We start from the raw sequence: 26,518 nt of genomic DNA, 5'->3' as shown, positions 1-26,518 counted from the left end.
ATATCGTTGCCGCTGTTCTCCCATGTGGACACCTCCGTTAGTCTTATTATCCTTCCGTCCGTTAACGGGTGTCCACTTTTTATTCTAGCTCCACTGGGTTCGTTAGACTTTCCAGATTCACGACGCTTCTGCGAAAGGTAAATTAGTGAGAGGTTACATAGTTACGAACCTGATCGAAAGGTATTGGATCTAGCGGTTTGATTATTCTTGCAGAGGTTCATAGTCAAACCAATCGAAACTTGCAGGTGTACACTCTTTCGATGGGGCATAAGCGTACATGGCGATCATCACACCTGTGAAACCACTCGCTACTTCGGTTGATAACAGATGGGTTTCACCTGAACCCACTTCGATGGCAGCGGATGAACCTTGCTGGTAGAAGAACGTGAAGTGATTACGTTCAGCCTTGATTTGTAATACAACCGACCCCTTGTCACAGTTAAGCACCTGTTCGGTTCGCAGAGAGCCGACGGTTCGCCGCAATACGATTTTCTTCTGATCGTCGATCTGTGTTACAGCCAAGTCGTAATGATATTTATCATTCATAAATACCGTTAATCCCGCTTCCTCACCGCTCGCATTTGGCTCATAACGCAGCTTGGTGGTCATATTGCATAAGAAATGGCTCAATCGACGCCCGACAAAGGCTGGATTTTGTCCATCATCGAGTGAAACCGGGTTACCCCGGAGGATGAGCTGCCCGGGATTTTCAGTGAGCGTCCAACTATCCGGAGCTGGATTACGTAAGAAGATCCAGTTCATGCCTAATGATGGTTCGTCAAAATGATCCCGTGTAGCCTGAGGTGGCCAAGGGTGCACAGTCAACAAAGGCCCAGTCATCTCCTGCTCAATATGTCCGTCCACACCGATCATCGGCCAACCAGTGTCCGTCCAAGTGACAGGGGCCAGGAACGTTTCGCGTCCCAGATGGTGTCGCATAGGGTAACCAGCTGGACGAATACCAAGAGATACGGCCCACCAGCTTCCATCCTGGATCTGGACAAGGTCTGCATGACCGGTTGCGTGAATGCTGGATTTCATGCTCCGATTGGACAGAATCGGATTATGAGGACACGGATCAAATGGTCCGTATGGCTCTGTGCTCCGAGCGATGGTCTCCATATGACCATACTCGGTTCCACCTTCGGCGATCATCAGATAATAGAGGCCGTTTATTTTATACATGTGGGGAGCTTCGGGCGCTGCTCCTCCGGTTCCAGTCCATATCAATTGACTATTGGTCAGTCTGGCTCCGGTCGTGATGTCTATCTCGCACTGATAGATGCCTTCGCCTTCATCGCCGTTACAGGCCGTTTGAAAATACACACGTCCATCTTCATCAAAGAGAAAAGAGGGATCAATGCCGCCCTGATCAACAAAAATCGGAGCAGACCATGGTCCCTCGGGCAGGGCACTACGCACATAAAAATTTCCGCCGCCGCTGACATTGGTTGTTGTCATGTAGAACCAGCCATCATGGTACCGGAGTGTTGGGGCAAAAATACCGCCAGAGCTGCCTGCGTTCGCTAAAGGGAGTTGTTCAGCTGTTGTGAGGACATGGCCGATCTGTCGCCAGTTCACAAGGTCTTTGCTGTGGAAGATGGGCACACCAGGAAAATATTCAAAGGTACTGGTTACCAGATAATAGTCTTCATCTACACGACAGATACTCGGATCTGGATAAAACCCCGGAATCACCGGATTAGTATATTTCATCATTTATGCTCCTATTCATTTCGAGAGTTTAGTATGAATCTGGACACATTGAAAATCCCTGCTACAAGGCGAATTATAACGCTTATAAGTATATGGAACCTTGATTTTTCGGTCTTGGAATAGCATGATATAGACATTCAACCGAACTATGTTCGCGGAGGGGAATGCTTTTGAGTAATGCATATTTGAGATGGTTTACTTCAGATCAACAATTTCCGTTTTTTATTCAGTACGGTGGACATGTTGAGGACATGGAGCTTCATAATCATATGGATTTTACGGAACTTGTCATTGTTCTGAATGGTCATGCAACCCATGTGGTGAACACCGAGGAATTTTTTATTAAAAAAGGAAACGCATTTGTGATTAATGGTGACACCCATCATGCGTATAAAGACCCTCATGATTTTAGGATCTGTAACATTATGTTCAGTCCCGAGATGCTTGCTTCGGCTGGGCCCGATCTGAGAAAATCTAACGGCTTCCAGGCGCTGTTTGTTTTGGAACCGTTTTATCGTAATATTCACTCCTTTCCGAGTAAATTGGCGTTATCCATTTCCAGTCTGGAGTATGTAGAATCGCTGATATCGTTCATGATTGAGGAGTATCAGAGTAAACAGCAAGGGTATCAGACGATGTTGATCTCACGTCTTACGGAGATGGTTGTTTATTTGTCGAGGCAATATGATACGCAGGAGAAAGGGATCGAAGGTAATAATCTGATGCATCTGGCAAATGCCATTTCATTTATCGAAGATCATTATCTGGAGCCACTGTCGCTAGAGGATATTGCGGGGAAGTCCAATATCTCAATAAGGCATCTGAATCGGATTTTTCGATCCTATTATCAGATGACCCCGATCTCTTATCTGCAAAAGTTGCGTCTGGAGAAGGCGTGTCATTTGTTGAAAAACGGGAATCTGTCCATCACGGAAATTTCGTATGAATGTGGATTTAACGACAGTAATTATTTCACCCGTCAGTTTAAGAAAGCCTTTGGCAAGTCTCCCAAAACATACAGGCAGACTCATTAATACCTGACCGAATAAAAAAAGCAAAACAGGGCCTCCTCATAGGGAGGTCCTGTCTGCTGTCTCAGGGAAAAGGGAAAATTCAATAGTTCAAGAGCCGTCCGTTGTCATGCCATTGACCGTACATTTTATTTTCCTTTGTGTTGGTTATGAACTTATCCAATCTGCTCTGGAATAATGCTGGCTGATTCTTAACACTTTGGATCGTATCGATTCGAACGTTTTGATACAGGGTAGGAAAGGACATGAAATTTGCATAAACCTGATGGTCTTCTTTCAGCTTTTGTTCGATCACAACATCAATAATGAAAGCATTCGGGTCCATAACAGGAAGAACCTGTCTACCCTCGTCATGCATGAAGCCTAACTTTTCAAGACGGCGGACACGTTCCTTGTTCAATTCAGTCCACGAACTGCGTTTCCTTCTAGGCGACAATCTCTGTGCTAATTGAGTCTCGGATATCTTCTTTTTGACTCCATCGATCCAGCCAAAGCACAACGCCTCCTCAACCACGTCCAAATACAGCAGGGTATCCGGCACGGGTTTCAAACTTATCATTACCCAGCAAGATTTCTCGACTTTTCCATGCGTCTGCAACCAATTTCTCAATTCATCTCTCGACGTCACGGGGATACAATGTACATGTTCCATCCGATTGTCAACTATACTTGAGCCGGTTCCTGATACCAAAAGAGTGAATAGTCATTCATGATGGAGGCATGCCCTAATTGACGCAGCATGGTAGAAACATTGCCTCGATGATAGGTGCCGTGGTTAACAGCATGGAATACGATTTCCGATAAGCTGGTTTCGCGAACGCCGGCAAATGGATTATCGAGTAGAATGGTTTGCTCCAGATCCGCTTGGCCTCGTAACCACTCACTGTATTGTGCCGACAGGTCGGTAAAACATTGGATGTACTCATCCACAGAACCGTGAATCTCACTATTGAGAGGTATGCATGCTTGCAGTGCCTCGGGCATACCTGTACCGGTTAACACCAGGTACCACATCTTATCCACGGCATAGATATGGCTGAGTGCATGAGCGATGGTTGGAAATGAACTGTTCACTTCCTGACTCAGTACAGAAGAGGGCAGTTCCTTGATTCTGCCCAGGATGGTTTGGTTGGCCCATGCGTGGTAGTTATACATTTGTTCCGGATGATTCATTGATGATCGTCTCCTTTAATTTGGCGAGGGATTTGGTTACTTACTGAGATCATTATAAAAAAAGAAGTATGACAACAGCGTGTCATACTTCTTCATAGAGCTTAAGTGCGTTACGAAGTTGTTCTTTCAGAATATCTCTTAATTCAATCGGTTCAAGTACCTCGGCGCCACTGCCCAAACTAAGTAGAAACGACCATAACCACTTGGCTTGTAACGGCTGATGAACCGGGATACGCATCGTCATACTTCCATCCTCATGAAATTGCTTATCTGCTTGTTGAAAATGATCCATGGCTTCCGCGAGCGCTTCCGGGTTCACCCGAAATACCACATCACTTACCTGATCTTGCCATGACGGATCTGAGAGAACCGTCTCTTGGGGAAGATCAAGGTGGGGTTGGAAGTGTACCGATGTCAGTTGCACGTTCATCATCCGGGACAGTCGGAACTCGCGATAATCCTGCCGTGTCTGGCAAAATCCATATACATACCAATTACGATATTTAAAATGAAGTCTTACCGGTTCCAGATGGCGAGGTGTATGTTCATTCTTTGTATTGATGTAGTCAAAACGGACAACCTGATGATCCGTAATACCTTTACGCAGATGAGGAAGGGCATCAGGTTCCGTTCGGCGAGTCTCCAGATCCACGGATAGACTTGAGGTTTGATGCTCCGGTCCAATCGTTTGCAGACGTTCAATCGTGCCTTGTGCACGTGCATCTTCGAATACTGTGGATAGACTGCTCAGTACCGTGATCAGGGAATCCACATCATAAGAACCGAGCAAGCTTTTATCCATCTTGTATCCGTCCATCATGCCGTAGCCACCTTTGAGTCCCTGATGGGAGACGACCGGGAAGCCGGCAGCACAGATTACATCAATATCCCGATAGATCGTTCTTGGGGACACCTGAAACTCTTCCGCCAGAGTGGAAGCAGACAATACTTCGTGGTTCAGCAGTTTGTATATGATTGAGATTAATCGCTCCAATTTCAAAAGGTATCCCCACCCGTCATTCCGTTTTGTCATTACAGGCCATTATTATATCACGCCAGGGTAAACAACATGGAGGATTACAGAGGGTCTATAGAATTCATATCATCCAGTATGTTTTGTTCCAACATGATTGGACAAGTTTTTAGGCGAGAGCAAACAAAAAAAAGAGTGCTGGATAGCACCCTTTCGAAGACACATGATTGTTGCTCTGTTGAACAGTTACGTTAGCAGATTGGTCGAACTTCATATCGAGTGAATAGTCAGAGCCGGCTCTACTCTTCTTGCACGTTATAGAGAACCCGAGCGAGCAGATTTTGTCCATAGTTTCCAAAGTTTTTACCAAAGATCGTTAAGCCCCGTTTGTTCAAAGGTCCGTCCGTAACCGCAATGCGGAAATGAATATCGCTTTTGTAATCCAGCCCAATCTGGTCCAGCGTCACATCCGAGATGCGGCATCCGTCGATATAGCTGCCTTCCTGTGTAATCCGGATCAGCTTCAGCATGCCGTACTGATTCAAGTGCGGAGGCCACCATTCCGGGTTGAAGGTACCGCGTGTATTGCCGAAATCCCCCGGACTTGTCCAGCAGCCAATCTCAATCCCATTGACATAGAAGTAAATATCCGAAGGGTAATTGTCACAAAAGCCAGGGGCCTCCGATCCCAGTTCCATCGACAACTGAATTTCGCTAAAGGACTGATTAGGTTTGAGATAGTTTGGAATCCGATACTCGAGATAACCTTCAGCCAGCCAGATCATCTCCGCATCAATTCGCAGTGGATCAGCAAAGTACCGCGGATCATCGAACTCTCCAACAATGCTGTCCCGGGTAGCGAGACCACATGTAGGTGCAGCCTGATAATCGCTGTAATGACCGACCTGAATTTCCACCTCATAACGATTGTTAATCTCTTGTGAACGCAGATCAACCATCAATTTTTCCTCATTGAGATAACATATCTTCTGAATTCCATGTTTGCCAACGGCGGTGTTGATCTCGATCAATCCGCTCTCTTCAAGCTTCTTGATATGCATCGTGATGGCACCATTGCTCAGTCCCAGCTTGGTTGCAAGATCATTGAGATTAAGACTTTGGTTCTTGGCCAGCAGCTCGATGATCTGAATCCGGATTTCCGAACTGAGCGCTTTGAAGATATTCACACCCGACATCAGATCTTTAATATAAATCATAGGTGGATTTCCTTTCCCCGTTCTGAACAAAGTCTTCGACACAGACATTTGCACATTTATATGTTTTATTTCAGATAATTATAAATCATTCCCTCATGGAAGGGAAGGGTGGAGAAATAGAAGCCAAAACCCTTGTATATAGCGCAAATACGAAAATATAATCTATATTTTGTCCACTATTCAGGTTGAAATAAGTGTTAATCAGTTCACATATATTTGAAATATACCATTGAAATGTAATGTAACCGCTTTTATAATCCTATTATACCTAAATTGATTCAATACTTCATGAACCTAATTAACCATTTGATCAGGAAAGGTGGAGTTTGGTTTGGAAAAGTTAAGCAATGTGAAGAGGTTTAAGTGGAAACGGTTGGCGTTACCGGCATTACTTGTGATGGTATTACTGCTGGCAGGTCAGTCAAAAGCTTTAGCGGCGTTCTGGAATCTGACCGGAGATACCGCTGTTCATGATCCGTCGATTATCAAAGAGGGCAGTTCCTGGTACACCTTTTCAACCGGCCCGGGCATTCAAGTATTGAAATCCGATAATGGATCGTCCTGGTATCGTGTTCCACAAATCTTCTTAAGTAAGCCATCCTGGTGGGCTTCTGCCGTTCCGGGACAAAGCGGATTGGATGTATGGGCACCGGACGTAGAGCAGTACAACGGAAAAGTATGGCTCTATTATTCGATCTCTACCTTTGGCTCCAATCGGTCTGCGATTGGTCTTGCGTCTGCGAACAGTATCGGTGCAGGGCAATGGAAGGACGAAGGATTGGTGCTTCAAACCACGACCGCCAATAATTATAATGCCATTGATCCGAATCTGGTCATTGATGCTTCAGGCAATCCATGGCTGGCCTTCGGTTCTTTCTGGAGCGGTCTGAAGATTGTCAAGCTGGACAAAAATACGATGAAACCGACGGGAAATATAACTTCCATTGCTGCGCGCCCGAATAACGGAGGTGCTATTGAAGGACCAAGTATTGTATATCGTGGCGGTTATTATTACCTGTTTGCTTCCATCGATTCTTGCTGCCAAGGGGTGAACAGTACCTACAAAATGGTCTATGGACGTTCGACCAGTATAACAGGCCCTTATGTGGACAAAAACGGAGTTAATATGCTGAATGGTGGCGGAACGATTTTGGATACAGGCAATGTGAAGTGGAAAGGTCCAGGTGGTCAGGACGTGTACAACGGCAATGTCATCGCAAGACATGCCTATGATGCAGAGGATAATGGCAATCCGAAATTGCTGATTAATGACTTGCTTTGGGACTCAAATGGCTGGCCAAAATACTGATTTATTTTATATAAATATAAAATGTTTTATAAAAGTGTTGACTAAAGTGATCTGGATTTGATAAATTTAACAACAGAAATCTTATTTCATCCAATTGAATACGGTTACAAGTCCAGATCAGGAGGGGTTCAGATGGTAAAGAAAAAGAGTTGGGTCACATTTATGCTTCTTATGCTGGTAAGTGCGCTGGTACTCGCGGGATGCGGGGGAAGCAGCGGTGCAAGTGGGGACAAGGAGTTAACATTTATGTTCCGCGGCGGTACAGACGAGCAGAAAGCATACCAAGCGGTGGTCAAGAAATTCGAAGAAGATCATCCGGGTGTGAAAGTCAAAATTATCGTAACGGCAGCGGATCAATATGCAACCAAGCTGAGAGCGGCAATTACAGGCAACAGCTTGCCTGACGTATTTTATATCAATCCGGGTGACGTGAAAGCGTATGTGAACAGCAATGTGCTGATGAACCTCACTTCGTATATTGAAAACAATCCGGATGTGGATCTCGATAATATCTGGAAATACGGCGTGGACCTGTATCGTTATGATGGAAAAATGGCAGGACAGGGCGATATCTACGGTATGCCGAAGGATCTGGGGCCATTTGCACTGGGCTACAACAAAACGTTGTTTGAAAAAGAGGGCATCCCACTCCCTGACAAGGATAAACCATACACATGGGAAGAGTTCATCAAGGTGAACCAGCAAGCGACCAAAGATACCAATGGGGACGGTAAACCTGATGTATACGGTACCGGATTCAACGTACAGTGGGCACTGCAATCCTTTGTATGGAGCAACGGTGGCGACTGGTTGGATGAGACCAAAACAAAAGTTACGATTGATGATCCAAAATTCGCTGAAGCGCTGCAATTCTTCGCGGATATGCAGAACGTATACAAAATTACACCTTCCATTGAGGAAGCGCAAACATTGGATACGTATCAACGCTGGATGAAAGGTGAAATGGCTTTCTTCCCTGTAGGCCCATGGGATATGAGTACATTTGAGAAATTGCCTTTCGATTATGATTTGCTGCCATTCCCTGCGGGATCGACTGGTAAATCGGCAACGTGGATCGGATCTCTGGGAATCGGAGTATCCGCGAAGACAAAACATCCAGAAGAAGCAGTAGCATTGGTGAACTACCTCACGGCTTCGAAGGAAGGCATGCAACAACTGGTAGATGCCAAGGTACAGATTCCGAACTTGCTTGATATGGCAGACGAGTGGGCCAAAGATACATCCACAAAACCAGCCAACAAACAGGAATTCATTGATATCGTTGAAGATTACGGCCGGGCTCTGCCAGGTAACTACACGTACAATGCGGAATGGTATGACCTGTTCTTCACGGACATCCAGCCGGTATTGGATGGTAAGATTACAGCCGCAGACTATGTGAAGCAGCAACAACCGAAAATGCAAAAACTGCTCGACAAAGCGGTAGAACAAGAAAAGAAATCTCAGAAATAGTAGATAGGAAAGGGTGATGCCGGCAGCCTGCAATCATGCTGCTGGCATCATTCGTATTGGAACTTATTGGATTCCATACGGGCATGTGGCATTCGTTGATCGACAAGGTTCAATCGAAGAATGCCACATGCTGATACTAGAAACAGGGGTGAACGCCGTGATTACGAAATCGAGTTTGTATCGCAAAGAGATGCTGTACGGATATCTGTTTATTTTACCTCCGATTCTTGGATTGCTGATCTTTGTCATGTTCCCGTTCCTCTACTCCCTTTATGGTTCCTTTACGGATTGGGACGGACTGGGACAGATGAACTTTATCGGTTTGGCCAACTTCAAGGATTTGCTCACGGATGACCTCTTCTACAAAGCGATGTTTAATACATTCTTCCTGATGCTCGGTATTCCGATTGGTTTGTTGCTCGCATTATTGCTGGCGATGGGTCTGAATCGTAAAATCCCTGGCACAACGACATTCCGTGTGATCTATTACATTCCGGTCATTTCTTCCCTCGCTGCGGTGTCCATCATGTGGAACTGGGCGTACAACGGGGATTACGGTCTGGTGAACCAGTTCCTTGACCTGTTTGGGATCAAAGGGCCTAACTGGCTCGCGAACAAAGACACGGTCAAACCGGCTCTGATTATTATGACGGTGTGGAAAGGCCTGGGATACACGATGTTGTTGTATTTGGCAGCACTGCAGAGTGTATCACGTACATACTACGAGGCGGCTGAGCTGGATGGAGCGAACGGGTTCCAAATCTTCCGCAATATCACCTGGCCTATGGTGAAGCCGGTTACCTTTTTCCTCATCGTTACGAATATCATTGGCGGTTCCCAGATCTTCACCGAGATGAACATTATGACACCTACTGGTGGTCCTGAATATTCTTCGGCATCGATCGTTTTCTACATCTGGCAAAAGGCCTTCAGTAACTTGCAGATGGGTTATGCCTCAGCGATGGCCATGATTCTTGGTATTTTCATTTTTGTCATTACCCTGGTGCAATTCAAAATGAACGAAAAATCAGCCTATGATGGGGATTGATTGTCAAGGAAAGGAGTGAACCGGAGATGTCTTACAGTCAAAAGAGGAAATTAACAAACTCGATCATCTTTATCGTACTCGCGATTGGGGCGATTGCGATGATTGCACCACTGATCTGGATGTTGTCCACGTCATTGAAGGAGAAGCAGGATGTGTTCGCGCTTCCGCCTGTATGGATACCTGAAGTATTCCAATTTGGAAAGTATAAAGAAATCTGGGAAGCAGGACCGCTGCTCAGCGGGATCAAAAACAGTCTCATCGTTGCGGTGAGTGTAACGGTGGTGGGTACGTTTACGTCCAGTATCGCAGCCTTTGCTTTTGCCAAGTTAAGATTCCCACACAAAAACAAACTGTTTCTCGCGTTGCTGGCATCCATGATGATTCCTTATCCAACAGTCATGATCCCGCAATTCATCATGTTTGCGAAGCTGGGCTGGGTGGATACGCTATTGCCACTGATTGTTCCTGGCCTGTTCGGTAACGTAATCATGATCTTCTTCCTGCGCCAGTACCTGCTTAGTGTACCTGATGCAATTATTGAGGCAGCCAAAATCGATGGAAGTTCCTACTTCCGGCTGTACTCCAGTATTACGTTCCCGCTCATCAAACCGGCGATTGCTGCACAGTTGATTCTCTGGTTCATGGGCATCTGGAACGATTATCTGGCACCAATTATCTATCTCAATTCACCGGAGAAGCAGACGTTACAGCTCGTTATAGCAAACTTTAATGCCACGTATGCAATTCAAACCGATTACCCGCTTATTATGGCGGCATCGATTGTGGCTCTGTTACCTGTATTAATCATCTTCCTGATCTTCCAGAAACAGATTATTGAGTCGGTTGCCATTTCGGGAGTGAAGGGATGAACCAGCGGAAGAAATTCCGACGGTGGTCGAATTCAGGAAAAGGAGTGGTTGCTTCCATGTTGTTATTGTTGGTTGTTGGAGCTACAGGTTGTTCCGGAGAAGGAGCAGGAGAAACGGTGTCCCGTCCCGTCTTTCCTGAAGCTCCTCAAGATACTCAGTTGTATGACACTTCCATTTTGGACGATGAATCACGCTGGACGGTGAACAATGCGCATGATCCGGCCATTATCAAAACAGACCAGGGATACTACGTCTATTCCACAGACGTTCGTGTAGCAGGAGAAGCGAAACCCGGCGTCATGGTACGTAAATCAGATGATCTGATTAACTGGACATGGGTAGGTCAGGCTCTGCCCGGGATTCCGCAAGAAGCGCTGGACTGGACGGGTGCGGTCAATCTGTGGGCACCGGATGTGATTCAGGCTGGTGATACCTATCGGATGTATTATTCGGCTTCTTCTTTTGGCAGTACCCAGTCGGCTATTGGTCTTCAGACATCCTCATCTCCCGAAGGTCCATGGACAGATGAAGGACTCGTTGTGCAAACTTCTGCGAATGAACAAGACAAATTAAATGCCATTGATGCTAATCCCATTGTGGATGCCGAGGGTAATTCGTGGATGGTATACGGTTCATTCTTTGACGGAATCTACATTGCGCCACTTGATCCCGACACCGGGAAATTCAAGGACGAGGGTTACGGTACTCGCATTGCTGCTCGGGATCGTGCAACTGAAGAGGGCGCAGTGGAAGGTCCATACATTGTGTATAACCCGGAGTTCAAAAAGTATTATTTGTTCGTCTCCTATGATTCCTTGTTCGAAGATTATAACGTGCGGGTTGCGCGTGCTGATTCAATCACAGGACCGTACACGGACATGAATGGCATGAACATGCTGGATACGGATCATCTGCCGCAATATGAGATCGGCACCAAAATTCTCGGCGGTTACCGCTTCACAGAAGGCGAGGGCTGGGTTGCGCCCGGACATAACTCCGTTCTGAAGGACGGAGACGATTATTACATCGTGCATCATGCACGGGGTGAGACGGATAAAAACTGGCCATATCTGCATGTACGCAAAATGTTATGGACGAAGGATGGCTGGCCTGTGGTTTCACCGGAGCGTTACGCCGGTGAGACTGCACAGGACATTCCGAAGTCCATGCTGGCCGGGGAGTGGGAAGGTATGACGCTTGATCCGTCCGTGGACGGACAGATTCAAGCCGTGCCTTATACCCTAACAAGCAACGGTAAAATTAAAAGCGAAAAAGGTTCAGGAACCTGGACATTTGATGACAAACAAACACTGACGTTGAAGTGGAAAGAAAGCCCATGGGGCGGAGCTTCCACGGAAGAGCTGAAACTGTTGCCGTCCTGGGACTGGGAGCGAAGCCAGCCCACGCTGGTGGTGACAGGCCTCGATGACCACGGCGTGGCGGTCTGGGGCAAGCAGATCAGCGCTGCTGAGTAAGGGGTTGACCAGCGAGCGCGGTAAGAGCGGGCTGCTGCGCCAAGGTGCACAAGCAGTGAGGGGGAGGAAGGAGCCGCAGGAGCGAGTTTGGCATCCGATTTCAACCGCCAAGAGCGGTGATAAAAAGAAATCGGAGGACAAGAGAGCACCAAGGCCCTGCCACCCCCGAGCGTCCGCTGTGCATGACAAAGCCGGCCAATAGCTCTGCGGCTAGCCCTGCATTACATGGGGAGAGTTGACCCTGCGAAGCGGTCAATCCCATAAGACCGAGCCAACAAAAAAGGCTCGAAGTGAGGTTGTAACCCAGCGAGCACGAAAAGAGCGAGCTGCCGCTCCGATGGTGCACAAGCAGTGAGGGGGAGGGAGGAGCCGCAGGAGCGAGTTTGGCATCCGATTTCAACCGCCAAGAGCGGTGGAAAGAGAAATCGGAGGACAAGAGAGCACCAAGGCCCTACCACCCCCGAACGCCCGCTGTGCATGACAAAGTTGGCCTATGTCTGAGGCCAATCATGCACTAAATATGGGGAGAGTCGACCAAGCGAAGCGGTCGGCCCCATAAAACCGAGCCAACAAAAAGGCTCGAAGTGAGGTTGTGACCCAGCGAGCGCGGTAAGAGCGAACTGCCGCTCCGAGGGTGCACAAGCAGTGAGGGGGAGGAAGGAGCCGCAGGAGCGAGTTTGGCATCCGATTTCAACCGCCAGGAGCGGTGGGAAAAAGAAATCGGAGGACAAGAGAGCACCAAGGCCCTACCACCCCCGAACGTCCGCTGTGCACAACCCAAAAAGGTTTTCGTTTTTGCGCAATTGGGTTACATTCCCCAACTTCGAGCCAAACAACATTTGAAAGGGGAGCATTCCCATGACTGATTCTATTACATTTACTAATCCTATCCTGGAGCAGCGCGCTGATCCGTGGGTGTACCGTCATACAGATGGTTACTATTATTTCTCCGCTTCCGTACCAGCCTTTGACCGGATCGAAATCCGGCGAGCAGAGACGTTGGAAGAGTTAAGAGATGCTGAGCCGGTAACGGCTTGGACGAAGCGTGACACAGGGCCAATGAGTGCCAACATCTGGGCACCGGAGATTCATTTTATTGATGGAAAATGGTACATACATTACGCTGCGGCTCACACCAGTGAGACCAACGAAGGACTGTTCGATCACCGGATGTATGTTCTGGAGAACGATTCCGCGAATCCACTCGAAGGAGAGTGGGTAGAAAAGGGACAGATACACACACGGTGGGAATCATTCGCGCTGGATGCAACAACCTTTGAACATAAGGGAATCCGCTATCTGGTCTGGGCACAGAAAGATCCCGATATTGTGGGCAACTCCAACCTGTACATTGCCGAAATGGAGAACCCATGGACGCTACGCGGCGAACAGGTTATGATCTCTACGCCAGAGTATGATTGGGAGATCATCGGCTTTAAGGTCAATGAAGGAGCAGCCGTGATGCATCGGAATGGGCGGTTGTTTATCGGCTACTCGGCAAGCGCGACCGATTACAATTATTGTATGGGTCTGCTCACCGCAGATGAAAATGCCGACTTGCTTGATCCGGCCAGCTGGGTGAAATCACCCGAGCCGGTATTCCAGACTTGTGAAGCGAACGGCCAATACGGTCCGGGTCATAACAGCTTTACGGTGTCACCGGATGGCAAGACTGATATTCTGATTTATCATGCGCGTAATTACAAAGACATCGAGGGTGATCCCTTGTATGATCCGAACCGTCACGCCCGTGCTCAAGTGATTCGTTGGCGTGAAGATGGCACACCTGATTTCGGTGTTCCGGCACCGGATGGCAGCGCAGTAGCGGAAGCAAAATAAGAGGTAGTGAAACCTTAAATACGAGAGCCCTTAGTTAGCGAGTGTTGCTGATTAGGGGCTCTTCTGTATGTAAACGATAAGATAGAGTGGCCTGAACATATGTGTCCTGGACACAAAACAAAGCAACCACAACGATGATTTCTGCGTATGAGAAAGATACAGATTACGATGCAGAACCTATTAGGAGGATCACATATGGATTCACGCGAGACGTTGGACAAGGAACTTGAACAGATTTTGAAATGGGAGAAACAGCAGAAAGACTTGTTTATTTGGGATAAAATTGGGCGTTTGCCCTTTGCGATGTTGGATAAAGTGATGCCTAAAGCGTTAAAACAGAAGATCGGAGATTCCCTGAACGACGTGGGTCAGTATGTGCAGAATGGGGGCAAGTTCCTCGTACAAAAGAAAAAAGTAGCCAAGTTGCTGCAAGAGGAAGCCGAGAGGTCCGGTTATTCCATGATGGATACGACCGATCGTCTGGAGCAGGATGCTGAAACGGAGGGGACAGCGAAGATTCATAGTGTAGAGAATCTGCCACTTCAGGTGCTGGACCAGGTGGCTGATAACATTACCGAGAGTCGAACCAAGTTTGCCGCGGCTCAGGGAGCAGCTACAGGGTTTGGTGGCATTGTAACCATTGCAGCAGATATTCCGATGGTGATGGGGCTTTCCTTGAAGGTACTGCAGGAGATGGCTCTATGTTACGGTTATGATCCAGATGAACCGCTGGAGCGCATCTTTATTGTCAAATGTCTGCAATTCTCTTCCGCTGATATTGTAGGTAAAAAAGCGATCATTGAAGAACTGGCCGCTTATGATGATCCCGACAAACCCATTGAAGTGGTATCGCAGATGCAGGGGTGGCGGGAAGTGTTTAACTCCTACAGTGAATCTTTTGGCTGGAAGAAGCTGTTCCAACTCGTGCCGATTGCCGGCATGGTATTTGGTTCGGTGAGCAACAAAAATACAATTCGAGATGTAGCCGAAGCAGGCAAAATGTTGTACAAAAAACGGCTGATCCTTCAGCGTTTGAAGTAATATTACAGAAGAAGTCATATTATAGAAGAATATTTATATTGAAAGAGATGAATTTGATATGTTAAACAAACAGGGTTTCTATGATCTTTTAGATCGCAATAATATTGTTTACAAAAGTATTGAACATCCCGCAGTATACACGATGGAGGAAATATTCTCTTATCAGATTCCACATACAGAACGTATCGTTAAAAATCTGTTTCTGCGTGATGACAAGAAGCGCAACTATTATCTGGTGACGATTGCTGGAACGAAGTCAGTTGATTTGAGAAGTTTAAGCGAAAAGATACCTAGCCGCAAATTAAGTTTTGCCAGTGAAAAGGATTTGTTGGAGTTCCTCGGATTGGAAAAAGGGCACGTCAACCCTATGGGGGTTCTCAATAATATTCAGAAAAACGTGACCGTAGTTTTTGACAAGGATTTAGTTGGTCAGAAAATTGGAATTCATCCCATGGAAAATACGGCAACGGTATTTCTTGAATTTGAAGATGTGAAGGAACTGATTACAGCTCAAGGTAGCAGCGTTGTCATGTGTGACGTGGAATAAACGGTTGAAGCTAAATACGAGAAAAACATATATAACAAAAGGGTTCCTGCCAGTCTGTGAATACAGAGTTGGCAAGAACCCTTTTGTTATGGTTCAAACATTTTATTTAGACTACAAATGTTGGTGACTAAAGTGAAATCTAACGAACTCAGCAGACGTTATTCGGCGATATTTCACTAATCCCGATTTCTAAAGAATCTCAGACATGTTATTTCTGCATCTCACACGCACATTCCAAGGTTTTCGGACTTTTTCTCAGGAATAGCGTTGCTCAGATTCTTTAGATTGCGAAACCGGCAGTATTCGTTCAAATAAGTGCTGTCAGGTTCGTTAGCGCAAGATAACGTCTTATAAGGCGATGCTGCCACGTAAGGAATGGATCTAATATAGAATAAAAAGTGGACACCTGTTGATGTATTTTTTACTCTTCACTACCGTTTTCTTTCGCCCAGATATTGAGTAATTTATCGGATGGAAGCAAGAACGTGAAGATCCCGAGCAGGGGCAGGAAGCTGCACATCTGCATTACGGGTGATACGCCGAAGACGTCAATCCAATTCCCCAGCACGAGTGCGCCCAGGCCTCCCATACCAAATGCCAGACCAGTAATTAGACCGGAAACCGTTCCGATTTTCCCTGGAATCAGCATTTGCGCGTATACAACCGTAACCGAGAAGCTGGATAACATGATAAAACCAATAATGGTTAGCAGTACACCTGTCCAGAACAGATTCGCATAGGGCAGCAACAGAGCCAGCGGAGCAGCTCCAGCCATGGACAGGAAGATCAGGTTACGTTTGCCAAATCGATCTGCCAGTGGGCCTCCGAAGAACGTACCAAGTGCTCCAGCAGCCAGGAACAAGAAGATATAGATCTGCGCGTCCTCTGTGGACAATCCAAAAGTATCTTTCAGATTAAACGCATAGAAGCTGCCGATGGAAGCGATATACCAGGAACGAACAAAGACAAGCAAGATTAATAGCGTAATGGCGGCAGTAATCTTTTTGCGCAAAGCAGGATTGGGTGCACGACGTGCAGCAGCCTGTCTACGCAGATATCCTCCCGATTGCAGCATACGTCCGTACCAACGGGCTATGTAGATCTGAACTGCAATCCCCATGGCAGCAATGCCTGTAAATCCAATGGCACCGAACAGTCCAAACGGGATAAAGATCCAGCGTGTAAGCAATGGGGCAAGGGACTGCCCGGCGTTACCACCAACTTGGAAGATGGACTGTGCCAGTCCACGGCGTTGACCAGCAGCCATATGGGATACCCGTGAACCTTCCGGATGGAAAGCGGCGGAACCTAGACCGACAAAGATAACGGAGATCAGGACAGCCATATAACTGTCAGCGAAAGCCAGCAGCAACATGCCGGTAAATGTAAAACCCATGCCAATGGGCAGGATAGATGGTGTCGGTTTTTTATCAGCAAACCAGCCTACGACAGGCTGCATAATGGATGCGGTAAAGTTAATAGCAAATGAGATCCATCCGATCTGAGTATACGTGAGATGCATGGAATCTTTCAGAATCGGAAAAATGGCTGGAATAACCGACTGGATCGAATCATTGAAGAGATGAACCAAACTGATGGCAATGAGTATCCGGTAAACGGTGCTTTGGGCATCCGATCCGGGTGGGGCTTTCGAACGCGCTGTGGCGTCCTTGGTTAATGAGGTTTGTGTAGACATGTACAATTCTCCTTTGGTCGCGGTCACGAGGGATCAGCGCCTGATGTTGTAATATATGCGTGTAAGCATATTGTTACATAATAGGATAGATTGATTGGACCGACAAGGGGAACAAGGGAAAACGTTGACGAATTCAATAGATGTTTTTATAGCCATTACATTTACAAATGAAACGTATTACTTTAGCATCTACTGTAAGAAGACCCATATTTATGTGTAAGAAGGATAGAGGAGGGATGGATATGAAATCCTTATCACCTTATGAATCCGCCAAACGTGAGTTGGTGATGACTATTTTGTATATGGCTGTAATAACGTTTCAGGCTGTCTATGTTGCACCAAAATCTCTATCTGCTGCCATCGTCATATTTATCATTTTTCAATCGATTGGTGTGCTGATGTTGAGACATTACGTCAAAAAAGTCAGAGAACTAAAGGAAGATCAGTCTACTTGAATGCGCTGCGATCCAATTGCGTTGAGACACTTAGTCTCATACAGGTGTACACTAACCAAAGAAAAAGCCGGAACTCTTCAGGTTTTGAAGAGTTCGGCTTTTCTGTGTCCTATAATTTATTTTAGTTATAGCAGAGTTTATGTACCCGCCAGTTTAACGATTATCAATCGTCTCCGGGTACATATCATGATTCATCATGCGGTGGTCGGCCATCTGTTCGTACTTCGTTCCCGGCTTGCCGTAGTTCGTATACGGGTCAATGGAGATGCCGCCGCGCGGTGTGAATTTGCCCCATACTTCGATGTAGCGCGGGTCCATCAGCTTGATCAGGTCGTTCATGATAATATTCACACAATCCTCGTGGAAATCACCATGGTTGCGGAAGCTGAACAGGTACAGCTTGAGTGATTTACTCTCGACCATTTTCACATCCGGAATGTAGCTGATATAGATCGTTGCAAAGTCCGGCTGACCCGTAATCGGGCACAGGCTGGTGAACTCCGGGCAGTTGAATTTCACAAAATAATCGCGGTACGGATGTTTGTTATCAAAGCTCTCCAGAATGCCCGGATCATATTCAAACGTATATTTTACGTTCTGGTTACCCAGCAACGTCACATCTTGCATCTCATCAGGTTGTCTCATCGGTTATTAAACGCTCCTTGTTTCCGTCAAAGCCGAAGCCTCGCGGTATATATAAATAGGCGAATCAGCCGGCAATGTAAATTCACTTTATTACGCTTGCTGCATCTCGTTTTCTTTCTTACGTCATGCCGCCCATTCCACCCATACTGCCCATCAGACCCCGCGTTTGTTGCCCCATACCAACGTATGAAGCTGTGGAAGCACACGAACATCATTCAGGTCATTGGATGCACTGACTTGGTCAATCAGCCACTCATAACGAGCAAGCAGTGAGGACGCCAGATTTGGCGTATCGGCGGAAGTCACATTCGGGTTCCCGGTTTGTAAAAATAAATCCGTGCCCGGATACCGTGCATGCACACGGCGGGCATAGTCCAGGTCTGTCTCATCGAAGATCACGATCTTCAGACTGTGACTTCGTTCTACCGGGCCAGCGGCCAGCCGTCCGATCAGATCATCCAGCACGGCCCAATTGGTGTCCATGCCGGAGCTGGGTGGCTTAGGCGAGACCGTGACTTCGTCAATGTCCGTCAGCCAAGGCTGCCAGCGAGAGCCCTGCGTCTCCACTGCGGTGCGGATGCCGTTCTCCCGCAGCAGGGCAACCAACCCGCCCAGCGAAGCGAGCAGGGCGGGATTACCGCCAGAGATGGTCACATGGGAGAAACGGGTGCCGCCAACGCGGCGCAATTCTTCCCATACGTCCTCCGGCGTAATCATTCGAATCTGGTCCTTGCCACTGCCGTCCCAGGTAAAGGCCGAGTCGCACCAGGAGCAGCGATAATCGCAGCCGGCGGTACGAACAAACATCGTTTTTTGTCCGATGACCATGCCTTCGCCTTGAACCGTCGGACCAAAAATCTCCATCACGGGAATACGAGCCTCTTTGCGAGAGCCCGTCTCATTCACCTGGTGTGTCACACTACTCATCGATCATCCACTCCCGTCTCGCTTCCGCGTAACTGGTGGGTGTCTCGAAGAGTCGGACAAACTCTGTCCGCCCACCATCAGTCAGCCCGGCATAAGGCTCCGTCTGGAGCGCGTGTTCCATCTGTTCGAATAGCCAAACGACCATATTTTCAGCCGTTGTATTCATTAAAGGAAGTGTCTCGTTAAGGTACTGATGATCCAGATATCCCTCAATTTGAGTTTTCCATATATCTTTGATATGTCCAAAATCAACTGTCAGCCCGGTTTCACCCGGATAACCGCTGATGCCAAAAATAACTTTATACGTATGACCGTGCAAGTTCTTGCATTTGCCTTCATAACAATGCAGGTGATGTGCTGCGTCAAAGGTGAATTCTTTGCTTACAAGCACACGTTTGCGGTGATAGCGCAGCTGGGTGGGTAGAATATCTTCTCCGATACGTTGCAGATGCTCAACAATACGGAATGTTCCCGGCTCTCTCATCGTACATCCACTCCCGCCGATTCAGCAGCAGTACGTTGCTGTACATAACGATCCAATCCGGCTTTGCGAAGTTTGCAAGCGGGGCAATCTCCGCATCCATCGCCGATCACGCCGTTATAACAGGTCAGGGTACGCTCACGGACATAACCAAAGGCACCTAGATCATCGGCCATTTTCCACGTTTGGGCTTTGTCCAGCCACATGAGCGGGGTGTGAATGACAAATGGATAGTCCATGGACAGGTTAAGCGTCACATTCATCGATTTCACAAATGAATCCCGGCAATCCGGGTATCCGCTGAAATCCGTCTCACATACACCTGTAACCAGGTGACGTGCTCCTTTTTGCTTTGCCATAATGGCTGCAAAACTGAGGAACAGCAGATTCCGACCATCTACAAATGTACTTGGCAGTTCGCCTTCTTCATGCGTAATCTCCACATCCGTGCGAGTGAGTGCATTGGGGGCAAGCTGATTTAACAGACTCATATCGAGTACCGTTTGCTGTACGCCCAGATCACGAGCGATCTCGGCTGCACATTCAATCTCCAGCTTGTGGCGCTGACCGTAATCAAACGTAACGACCTCGACTTCGGCAAACTGTTGTTTGGCCCAGAACAGACACGTGGTACTATCCTGACCGCCGCTGAATACAACGACTGCTTTTTCTTCGCTCAACATAAAAAAACCTCTCTATCTTCTTGAGATCAAACCATGCACATAGGCATAGAGTGTCGGAAGAACAGAGAAGTTCATGAACTGGCATCCATCAAAAAACACACCTTCTCGATAACCGCTTCAAAAAAGCAGGCATGAGTAAGTGTCCTTAGTTTTTTACGTACATGATTGCATAGTGACCGCAACGTGTACGCAAGACTTATACTGACCATCACATGGTCAAGTCTTATAGAGGGAGTTCGCGAACCTCTCCCATGCCGTAGGCATGGATTTTCTTCTTCAATTGTCTGAACCATTATAACATGAAACGGTGTGGTGACCACCCCACTGGAGCATAGTGGCAGCTAATCGGTCGGCTCCATCAACTAACAGCTTATTTAATCAATACATTGCCGAAAGGGATCACTTCTTTCAGAATTCGTTTGAACAGTCCCTCATCATTGAGATCCTGTTCCAAGCGATGATTCTCACGTCCAGCCTGAAAGAGTACAGATCCATGTCCTGTCATCTTCCAATGATAATTCATATGCTGACTGGCAAGGTTGTTACCATATACGGTGAGTTCCAGATGTGCATTTTCGGGATAGGCAATAATACTACCAGCATCCACATAGAGCGGCGCTGTTGGGTGAAGTTCCTGTTGGCAGACCTGGCCTTGAGTGAGCAATCCGATTTTGCCTTTGCCGGAAAATTTCATTTTCACTGCATCACGTGTGATCAGCATGTTTTTGATTTTCTGGATTTTGGTATGCATGGTTACACCATCAGAGTAGAAGAACAGGTGGCGGAAGTCATAGAGCAGATCACTGTCCTCCGTGAGCTCCACTTCCTTCATCGTGAATCCGGGAGGCAGGGCAGCCACAAATTGGCAAGGTCCGGTGATTTCGGATTTAATCAGCTTTTTTTTGCGATATATGCCCGTGATATTCATGAATTTATCATTGCGACTCCCACTTGGACCGCGGAAGGCCACAATTTGCTGCGGATGCAAAATATGAAGGCGGTCATCTTTAATCAGTGAAAATGTGACGACTTGTCCAGCTCCGCCTGCTTCAGCATTGTTCAGGTGTATGTTCATGCAGTTGCTCCTGTTCTTTTATACTCGGCCCGAACGGCGACGCATTCCCCAGCGCATCACACGAATCAGAACAAAGTAACCCAATATGAGAGAAACGACAGTGATGATCATCGTCTGAATTCGTTTGGTAGCAGCTGCTTTGGCATTCTGGTCGTCCTGTAATTTACTTACCATTTCAGTGAGTTTCTGGTTCTGAGCCAGCAGTTGTTCGTTCTGGGTCTTAAATGCTTCGACATTGGCCTGGGCTTGTCCCAACTGAGCGGACGTTTGATTTAATTGCTCCATCGTTTGCTTATAACTTTCCTGCAAGGCGTTCACTTCCCCGGGCAGTTCGGAGACTCGCTCCCATCCGCTGTATATATCCGTAAAAATATTGGCACTGGCCGCACTTACTGTCGAAGCGATCGATACGGTAAATAGAATGCATGTGGTGAATAACACCCGAATGAAATAACCCTGAATGGATTTTGGCATCGTTAACACCTCTTTTTTCGGTTAGATAGATCAATCGCCGAATTCGTCGTCTATTGTTGAAATACGGCTCTTACATTATACGTCAAAACCGGGACGATGGGTTCAATATGATATCGTTTTATTACCCGAAATATATAAAATTATTTAGGAACAGGGCTGTTTAACTTACAAATCTGCGGGGTAATAGAACGATAGGCAAGCACACCGGACCGTTTTACAGATCTTTTACTTCAGTTCCGGGTGCATGCTATTCACAAATACGCAATTTAATGAACGATACCAATATATCCGATTGAATATAAGATCGTGAACATGAAGGAGTAGAAACATATGTACACAGCAGATCAGAACACATCAACCAAAACGATCATGATCACTGTTAATGGAGAGCCAGTAGGGCGTAAGCTGGTCATTGACAGTGTCACCTATGCACCGGTAAACGAAGCAGATGGCGTACAATATTTACACAAAATGGGAGTCGATCATCCTACTGTTTAATTTGGGACTTGTCATAGATAAGTGATTGATAAGCTTGGCCTAGTGCCAGGCTTTTTCGTCGTTTATTGTCGTATTGAGACGGATTTAGGGATATAAAACTAATATATTGGAAAAATTTAATGAGAACATGTGTTCCGTGACAATATAGTGTCCATTCACCCTGATAACTTAGAAGATAATACACATAAATCGGGGGAGAGACTACCAGTGAACTCAGTCTTTGAAGTATCTTATTCGTGGAATAAAGAGGCCATACCGACAGGGGGAGCCGACCCCGTATATATGATGGTAGAGTGGCGTAACGGTGCCCCTGCCAAAAGACTTAGGAAAATAGCACCCAAAATTGTATCAAGAGATTTGGAACTTTTGCTCAAACCGGAATATGGAGTACAGCTAAAGGGCATCTATGGATGTCGTTCCAAAGAAACGGATATTGGTTGGTTATTGAGGCTTGGGGATATGTACAAGGGAGAAAGTAAACAAATTTTGCTTGAATTCGTTATGGGACCCCGTGTATCAGGAAAAGCTGCCGTATGTTCAGCCTACTGGAGCACAAGGAAGTTGAAGCAAAGTCAACGTGTATTGTTACGAAGAGAACAGTTGTATATTCAGTACACCAGTCATCTGGGCATGCTGCGACAGCCGGAAGATCCCAAGGTGGAGAAGACGATCAAATTAAGTGAAACCGTGCCCCTGATCAAACAAGCCCTGCGCGCCTACGAAAGAGGCCGGGTTCAAGAGGGAAGTAATATGTTACGTCGTCATGCTGATGCATTGTTAATTGAAGCTGCGCGGAAGCAAGATCTGGACTATTACGCGGAAGCCGAGATCGTTGAAAAGTTGCGTTATCACTATGAGATAACGTTTACAACCGGATATCATGATCGTGAAAAAAAGATATTAGGCGAATAGGGATAATTTCAGTTGGTAACGGTATAGAGAGAGTCTACATATTTGAAGGTGAAGTTTAGGAGAAGGTCGAATGTATGTATCAATATCATATTAAACTATGGATGGAGTTGTATCGAATTTATTGAAACAACATCGTGGAGGGTCCGGCAAAATGACAGACCGACTAATCCGATTAATGCGCATTATAACGCTGGTGCAGGCCAAGCCGGGCATACTGGCACGTGAGCTCGCCCAGCGATGCGAGACGACGGAAAGGACGATATACCGCGACATGGAGGCCCTCAGTGCAATGCATATCCCGATCGCCAATATGGGACACGGACAAGGGTACATGTTTATCAGCCATTTTGCCATGTATCCGCTAAATTGGTCTGATGAAGAGGCCCAAGCTTTCATGCATCTTGCTGAAGTTATGGAGAATATTCGTCCTTTGCTGAAACCTGCTTTTGAGAGCGCTTATGAGAAAGTGGTTGCTGCGAGTCAGAAAAACAAAACAGAACGAGTGGAATGGTCGGAGCAAATTAGTGGATTGTTCAAAGCGGGATTGCCCGCATGGCAAAATGAAAACAACGATTCGCAGAATCAATCCCTGATTACCCTGCTTCAGGCTGGCATTTCACAGAACACCATTGAAGGGGAGTATCTGTCTCAAGGTAAAAAAGGGATCGTACGTATAGATCCTTACTGTCTTATCCCTCGTGAATACAGATTTGAGCTGTTAGGGTATTGTCACCTGTCGGAGAAACTTCGAATATTTCAGGTGAGCCGGCTGCAAAAGATACGGATATTGCCACGCACGTTTCGCAAAGAGGATTATCTCATGCAATCGCACTTCCGCATTCCTTGGGCATACGAGGGAAGTACGGAGTGGACTGCTTTCAAAATTCGATTTGCACCCCATGCTGTAGAGCGTGTGATGCAGGAGCAATTTTTTATACGCCCCGTCTTAACCATAGAACCGGAAGGTAGCCTGTTATTTGAAGCCATATTAAGTGATGTTGACGAATTTCTTGTATGGATATCTAAATATGGACCTGATGCGGAAATCCTCGAACCTGAGATCTGCCGCATCAAGATGAAAGAACGCCTGAATGATTGGCAACAATTGTACAATAAAAGTTGAGATTAGAATGCCATCCATCCTAAGGCAAAACATGATTAAGTACTGTGCTTTGGACAGTTACTCTTTGGTTTTGAAAAGGCTTGCCAGATTGCCAAATGGAGATTCTTTTTCTTCATCTTCTGTGGAGCTGGAATAGACAACCTTGGATGTAATGCCCTCATCATCGGCTGCACAGTTGTTTTCCAGGGTGAATCGGTCAAATTGATGCATAAACACCTTGGCTGTATTGATGGCATCATCCAAGGCACGATGCTGGGTACCATCAAACTCGATGCCACAGATTTCAAGAGCCTGCGCGAGTCCGAGTTGACGGAACTTGCCTTCTTTGCGAACGGTGCGGGACCATTGTTGCTGGAGATCGTTATGATTAGTGATCCAGGCCACATCAAGTTGATGGGTGCGACAATGAGAGATCAGTTTGCTGCGGTCATCGGGTCCCCAGGAACACATGTAATAGGGATCACTTCCCATCCAAGCAATGAATTGGTTCAATGCTGCCGGAAAAAGGGGGGCTGCATCAATATCTTTCTGGGTGATACCTGTAAACTGAATCGTGTCAGTGGACAGAACAGACTTGTTGGAAGGACGAACATACGTATGGAACGTATCCGTTACGACCAATCCATCCGCACTTTCCGTAACTTTGACGGCACCGATATCAATAATTTCAGAAGAATAGCGAGTATTGCGGCTTACCGTGAATTCAAGATCATATATGATATATGGCATAGGACAAGCTCCTTTATCGATTAATACCTGTGATAGATTTCTATTTCTCTATATTACAGGGAACGTGCTGCCATGTCAGCCATCGCCAGAGAATTCATTGTAGTCAGGATGAACGAACAGTCTGAGTGTTTAATGATCTTTCTGATGCATTTCCGGTTTTGGTAAGTCTTTACTTCGCCAAAAGTGGTCGTTATAATGAGGAAAGTTAGGGACTTTCCTATGTTTTGTTAGTATTTATGGCAACATAAAATTAGAATTTTCCGTCTTATTATCAAAACTTCCTAACATGGTTTGAAGTGTTGGGGAGTTTTTTATTATTTATAGCATACTCATGTAGGAAAGGAGAAAAAGTTAGTCGGTTGTTGGTGTAACATAGGAAAACTACTCACGAGTTAGTATTATTGAATTTAAAGTACATATGGAGGTTTGTTTCTTTGATTAGTAGAAAATTGAAAATAACAGCAATTACAGCCAGTGTGTTTATTGTTTTAATGAGCGCTGCATATGGTGCATTCTATATTTGGAACAAAAATTATAAATTTAATAATAATTATGTATGGCAGCCTTTGGAGGACGTGCAATCTACACTAAACCTGAAAGATTCCTATAACGTTATTGTAGCTGGAACGGATCCGGAAGGTATTACTGCTGCCTTATCTGCTGCTCGTAATGGGATGCGTGTATTGCTGGTGGAAGCAAGAGATCGCAACATGTTGGGAGGATTGTTGACCGAGGGAGGCCTTAATACGCTGGATCTAAATTATTCCCCTGAACAACCGCAGTTATTGAGTAGTTTGCGGCAGCCTGACTTTTTGAACAAAGGCATCTTCCAGGAATGGTTTGACCAGATCGAGGGTAGTTCATTTGATACCAATACAGCGGCTAACATTTTCTATCGGATGGTTCGTTCTGAACCTAATATTGACCTGTTGATGAATGCTAAGGAATTAGTTCCCCTTACTGAACAATCTACGGGAGATCACAAGACAATAACGGGTATGAGCATAACTAAAGAACTGTACTTGCCCAAAACTAGTTCCATGAAATGTAAATAGAGACACGCTTGACTCTCTGCGTAAAATAGAAGTACGACCAAATACTCTACGCAG

The 26,518-nt window shown here is 46.3% G+C and carries 27 protein-coding genes; 14 read left to right on the top strand and 13 right to left on the bottom strand.

What is annotated here, in order from left to right; genetic code table 11:
* Positions 1-201 precede the first annotated feature (201 nt).
* A complete protein-coding gene (locus tag J2Z28_RS30695; protein WP_211085737.1) occupies positions 202-1,716 on the bottom strand; it encodes a glycoside hydrolase family 43 protein in 1,515 nt (504 codons plus the stop codon).
* A gap of 170 nt (positions 1,717-1,886) precedes the next feature.
* Between J2Z28_RS30695 and J2Z28_RS30690 the strand changes: the two genes are divergently transcribed.
* Complete coding sequence (locus tag J2Z28_RS30690) at positions 1,887-2,750, top strand: helix-turn-helix domain-containing protein (RefSeq protein ID WP_211085732.1); 864 nt, start codon at positions 1,887-1,889, stop codon at positions 2,748-2,750.
* Between the two features lie 79 nt (positions 2,751-2,829).
* Here the strand turns inward: J2Z28_RS30690 and J2Z28_RS30685 are convergent, their stop codons facing one another.
* The 4 genes from J2Z28_RS30685 to J2Z28_RS30670 form a co-directional block, all read right to left on the bottom strand.
* Positions 2,830-3,399 carry a YdeI/OmpD-associated family protein gene (locus J2Z28_RS30685; protein WP_211085731.1) on the bottom strand — a complete coding sequence of 190 codons (570 nt, stop codon included), beginning with the start codon at positions 3,397-3,399 and terminating at the stop codon, positions 2,830-2,832.
* Positions 3,400-3,410: 11 nt separating this feature from the next.
* Positions 3,411-3,920, bottom strand: a complete 510-nt coding sequence (locus J2Z28_RS30680; protein ID WP_211085730.1) for a DinB family protein — start codon at positions 3,918-3,920, stop codon at positions 3,411-3,413.
* Between the two features lie 82 nt (positions 3,921-4,002).
* Entirely contained in the window at positions 4,003-4,920 is a 918-nt protein-coding gene (locus tag J2Z28_RS30675; protein ID WP_211085729.1) for a helix-turn-helix transcriptional regulator, read from the bottom strand.
* A 272-nt stretch (positions 4,921-5,192) separates the two neighbouring features.
* Positions 5,193-6,110: an ArsR/SmtB family transcription factor gene (locus J2Z28_RS30670; RefSeq protein ID WP_017690213.1), complete on the bottom strand. Its 918-nt coding sequence runs from the start codon at positions 6,108-6,110 to the stop codon at positions 5,193-5,195.
* Positions 6,111-6,507: 397 nt separating this feature from the next.
* Between J2Z28_RS30670 and abnA the strand changes: the two genes are divergently transcribed.
* The 8 genes from abnA to J2Z28_RS30630 all read left to right on the top strand — a co-directional run bounded on the left by abnA (position 6,508) and on the right by J2Z28_RS30630 (position 15,711).
* Complete coding sequence (abnA, locus tag J2Z28_RS30665) at positions 6,508-7,419, top strand: arabinan endo-1,5-alpha-L-arabinosidase AbnA (RefSeq protein ID WP_211085736.1); 912 nt, start codon at positions 6,508-6,510, stop codon at positions 7,417-7,419.
* Between the two features lie 132 nt (positions 7,420-7,551).
* Positions 7,552-8,892 carry an ABC transporter substrate-binding protein gene (locus tag J2Z28_RS30660; RefSeq protein WP_211085728.1) on the top strand — a complete coding sequence of 447 codons (1,341 nt, stop codon included), beginning with the start codon at positions 7,552-7,554 and terminating at the stop codon, positions 8,890-8,892.
* A gap of 157 nt (positions 8,893-9,049) precedes the next feature.
* Positions 9,050-9,940: a carbohydrate ABC transporter permease gene (locus J2Z28_RS30655; protein ID WP_036611613.1), complete on the top strand. Its 891-nt coding sequence runs from the start codon at positions 9,050-9,052 to the stop codon at positions 9,938-9,940.
* 26 nt (positions 9,941-9,966) lie between these two features.
* On the top strand, positions 9,967-10,809 hold the full coding sequence (locus tag J2Z28_RS30650) for a carbohydrate ABC transporter permease (RefSeq protein WP_036611483.1): 843 nt from the start codon (positions 9,967-9,969) through the stop codon (positions 10,807-10,809).
* A 56-nt stretch (positions 10,810-10,865) separates the two neighbouring features.
* Positions 10,866-12,284: an arabinan endo-1,5-alpha-L-arabinosidase gene (locus J2Z28_RS30645; protein WP_211085735.1), complete on the top strand. Its 1,419-nt coding sequence runs from the start codon at positions 10,866-10,868 to the stop codon at positions 12,282-12,284.
* A gap of 858 nt (positions 12,285-13,142) precedes the next feature.
* The gene (locus tag J2Z28_RS30640; protein ID WP_211085727.1) at positions 13,143-14,123 is read left to right on the top strand and encodes a glycoside hydrolase family 43 protein; all 981 of its coding nucleotides are present in this window, start codon (positions 13,143-13,145) and stop codon (positions 14,121-14,123) included.
* A 195-nt stretch (positions 14,124-14,318) separates the two neighbouring features.
* On the top strand, positions 14,319-15,164 hold the full coding sequence (locus J2Z28_RS30635; protein WP_211085726.1) for an EcsC family protein: 846 nt from the start codon (positions 14,319-14,321) through the stop codon (positions 15,162-15,164).
* A gap of 58 nt (positions 15,165-15,222) precedes the next feature.
* Positions 15,223-15,711, top strand: a complete 489-nt coding sequence (locus J2Z28_RS30630; RefSeq protein WP_211085725.1) for a prolyl-tRNA synthetase associated domain-containing protein — start codon at positions 15,223-15,225, stop codon at positions 15,709-15,711.
* Positions 15,712-16,132: 421 nt separating this feature from the next.
* On the opposite strand, the gene J2Z28_RS30625 is transcribed toward J2Z28_RS30630, so the two are convergent.
* Positions 16,133-17,407, bottom strand: a complete 1,275-nt coding sequence (locus tag J2Z28_RS30625) for an MFS transporter (protein WP_047841924.1) — start codon at positions 17,405-17,407, stop codon at positions 16,133-16,135.
* Between the two features lie 242 nt (positions 17,408-17,649).
* Here J2Z28_RS30625 and J2Z28_RS30620 point away from each other — a divergent pair, with 242 nt between their 5' ends.
* Complete coding sequence (locus J2Z28_RS30620) at positions 17,650-17,862, top strand: hypothetical protein (RefSeq protein WP_211085724.1); 213 nt, start codon at positions 17,650-17,652, stop codon at positions 17,860-17,862.
* A 153-nt stretch (positions 17,863-18,015) separates the two neighbouring features.
* On the opposite strand, the gene queF is transcribed toward J2Z28_RS30620, so the two are convergent.
* From queF to J2Z28_RS30590, 6 genes are all read right to left on the bottom strand, one after another.
* Positions 18,016-18,507 carry a preQ(1) synthase gene (queF, locus tag J2Z28_RS30615; protein WP_076319044.1) on the bottom strand — a complete coding sequence of 164 codons (492 nt, stop codon included), beginning with the start codon at positions 18,505-18,507 and terminating at the stop codon, positions 18,016-18,018.
* A gap of 153 nt (positions 18,508-18,660) precedes the next feature.
* Entirely contained in the window at positions 18,661-19,434 is a 774-nt protein-coding gene (gene queE, locus J2Z28_RS30610) for a 7-carboxy-7-deazaguanine synthase QueE (RefSeq protein WP_211085723.1), read from the bottom strand.
* Complete coding sequence (gene queD / locus J2Z28_RS30605) at positions 19,427-19,918, bottom strand: 6-carboxytetrahydropterin synthase QueD (RefSeq protein WP_036611465.1); 492 nt, start codon at positions 19,916-19,918, stop codon at positions 19,427-19,429. Before queD ends, queE begins: the two co-directional genes overlap by 8 nt.
* Positions 19,915-20,595: a 7-cyano-7-deazaguanine synthase QueC gene (queC, locus tag J2Z28_RS30600; protein WP_211085734.1), complete on the bottom strand. Its 681-nt coding sequence runs from the start codon at positions 20,593-20,595 to the stop codon at positions 19,915-19,917. Before queC ends, queD begins: the two co-directional genes overlap by 4 nt.
* 373 nt (positions 20,596-20,968) lie before the next feature.
* A complete protein-coding gene (locus J2Z28_RS30595; protein ID WP_036668803.1) occupies positions 20,969-21,673 on the bottom strand; it encodes an AIM24 family protein in 705 nt (234 codons plus the stop codon).
* A gap of 18 nt (positions 21,674-21,691) precedes the next feature.
* Positions 21,692-22,147: a hypothetical protein gene (locus tag J2Z28_RS30590; protein WP_211085722.1), complete on the bottom strand. Its 456-nt coding sequence runs from the start codon at positions 22,145-22,147 to the stop codon at positions 21,692-21,694.
* Between the two features lie 330 nt (positions 22,148-22,477).
* Between J2Z28_RS30590 and J2Z28_RS30585 the strand changes: the two genes are divergently transcribed.
* From J2Z28_RS30585 to J2Z28_RS30575, 3 genes are all read left to right on the top strand, one after another.
* Complete coding sequence (locus tag J2Z28_RS30585; protein ID WP_179086441.1) at positions 22,478-22,645, top strand: hypothetical protein; 168 nt, start codon at positions 22,478-22,480, stop codon at positions 22,643-22,645.
* A gap of 207 nt (positions 22,646-22,852) precedes the next feature.
* Complete coding sequence (locus J2Z28_RS30580) at positions 22,853-23,557, top strand: hypothetical protein (RefSeq protein WP_017690195.1); 705 nt, start codon at positions 22,853-22,855, stop codon at positions 23,555-23,557.
* Between the two features lie 151 nt (positions 23,558-23,708).
* Positions 23,709-24,680, top strand: coding sequence for a helix-turn-helix transcriptional regulator (locus tag J2Z28_RS30575; RefSeq protein ID WP_211085721.1), 972 nt, complete (start codon positions 23,709-23,711; stop codon positions 24,678-24,680).
* 57 nt (positions 24,681-24,737) lie between these two features.
* Here the strand turns inward: J2Z28_RS30575 and J2Z28_RS30570 are convergent, their stop codons facing one another.
* Entirely contained in the window at positions 24,738-25,409 is a 672-nt protein-coding gene (locus tag J2Z28_RS30570; RefSeq protein WP_017690193.1) for a 3'-5' exonuclease, read from the bottom strand.
* Between the two features lie 434 nt (positions 25,410-25,843).
* Between J2Z28_RS30570 and J2Z28_RS30565 the strand changes: the two genes are divergently transcribed.
* The gene (locus tag J2Z28_RS30565; protein ID WP_244988623.1) at positions 25,844-26,464 is read left to right on the top strand and encodes an FAD-dependent oxidoreductase; all 621 of its coding nucleotides are present in this window, start codon (positions 25,844-25,846) and stop codon (positions 26,462-26,464) included.
* Positions 26,465-26,518 lie beyond the last annotated feature (54 nt).

Origin of the sequence: Paenibacillus xylanexedens, assembly GCF_017874615.1 — a bacterium.
Taxonomy (GTDB): domain Bacteria; phylum Bacillota; class Bacilli; order Paenibacillales; family Paenibacillaceae; genus Paenibacillus; species Paenibacillus xylanexedens.
This window is presented reverse-complemented; position numbering and strand designations above follow the sequence as displayed.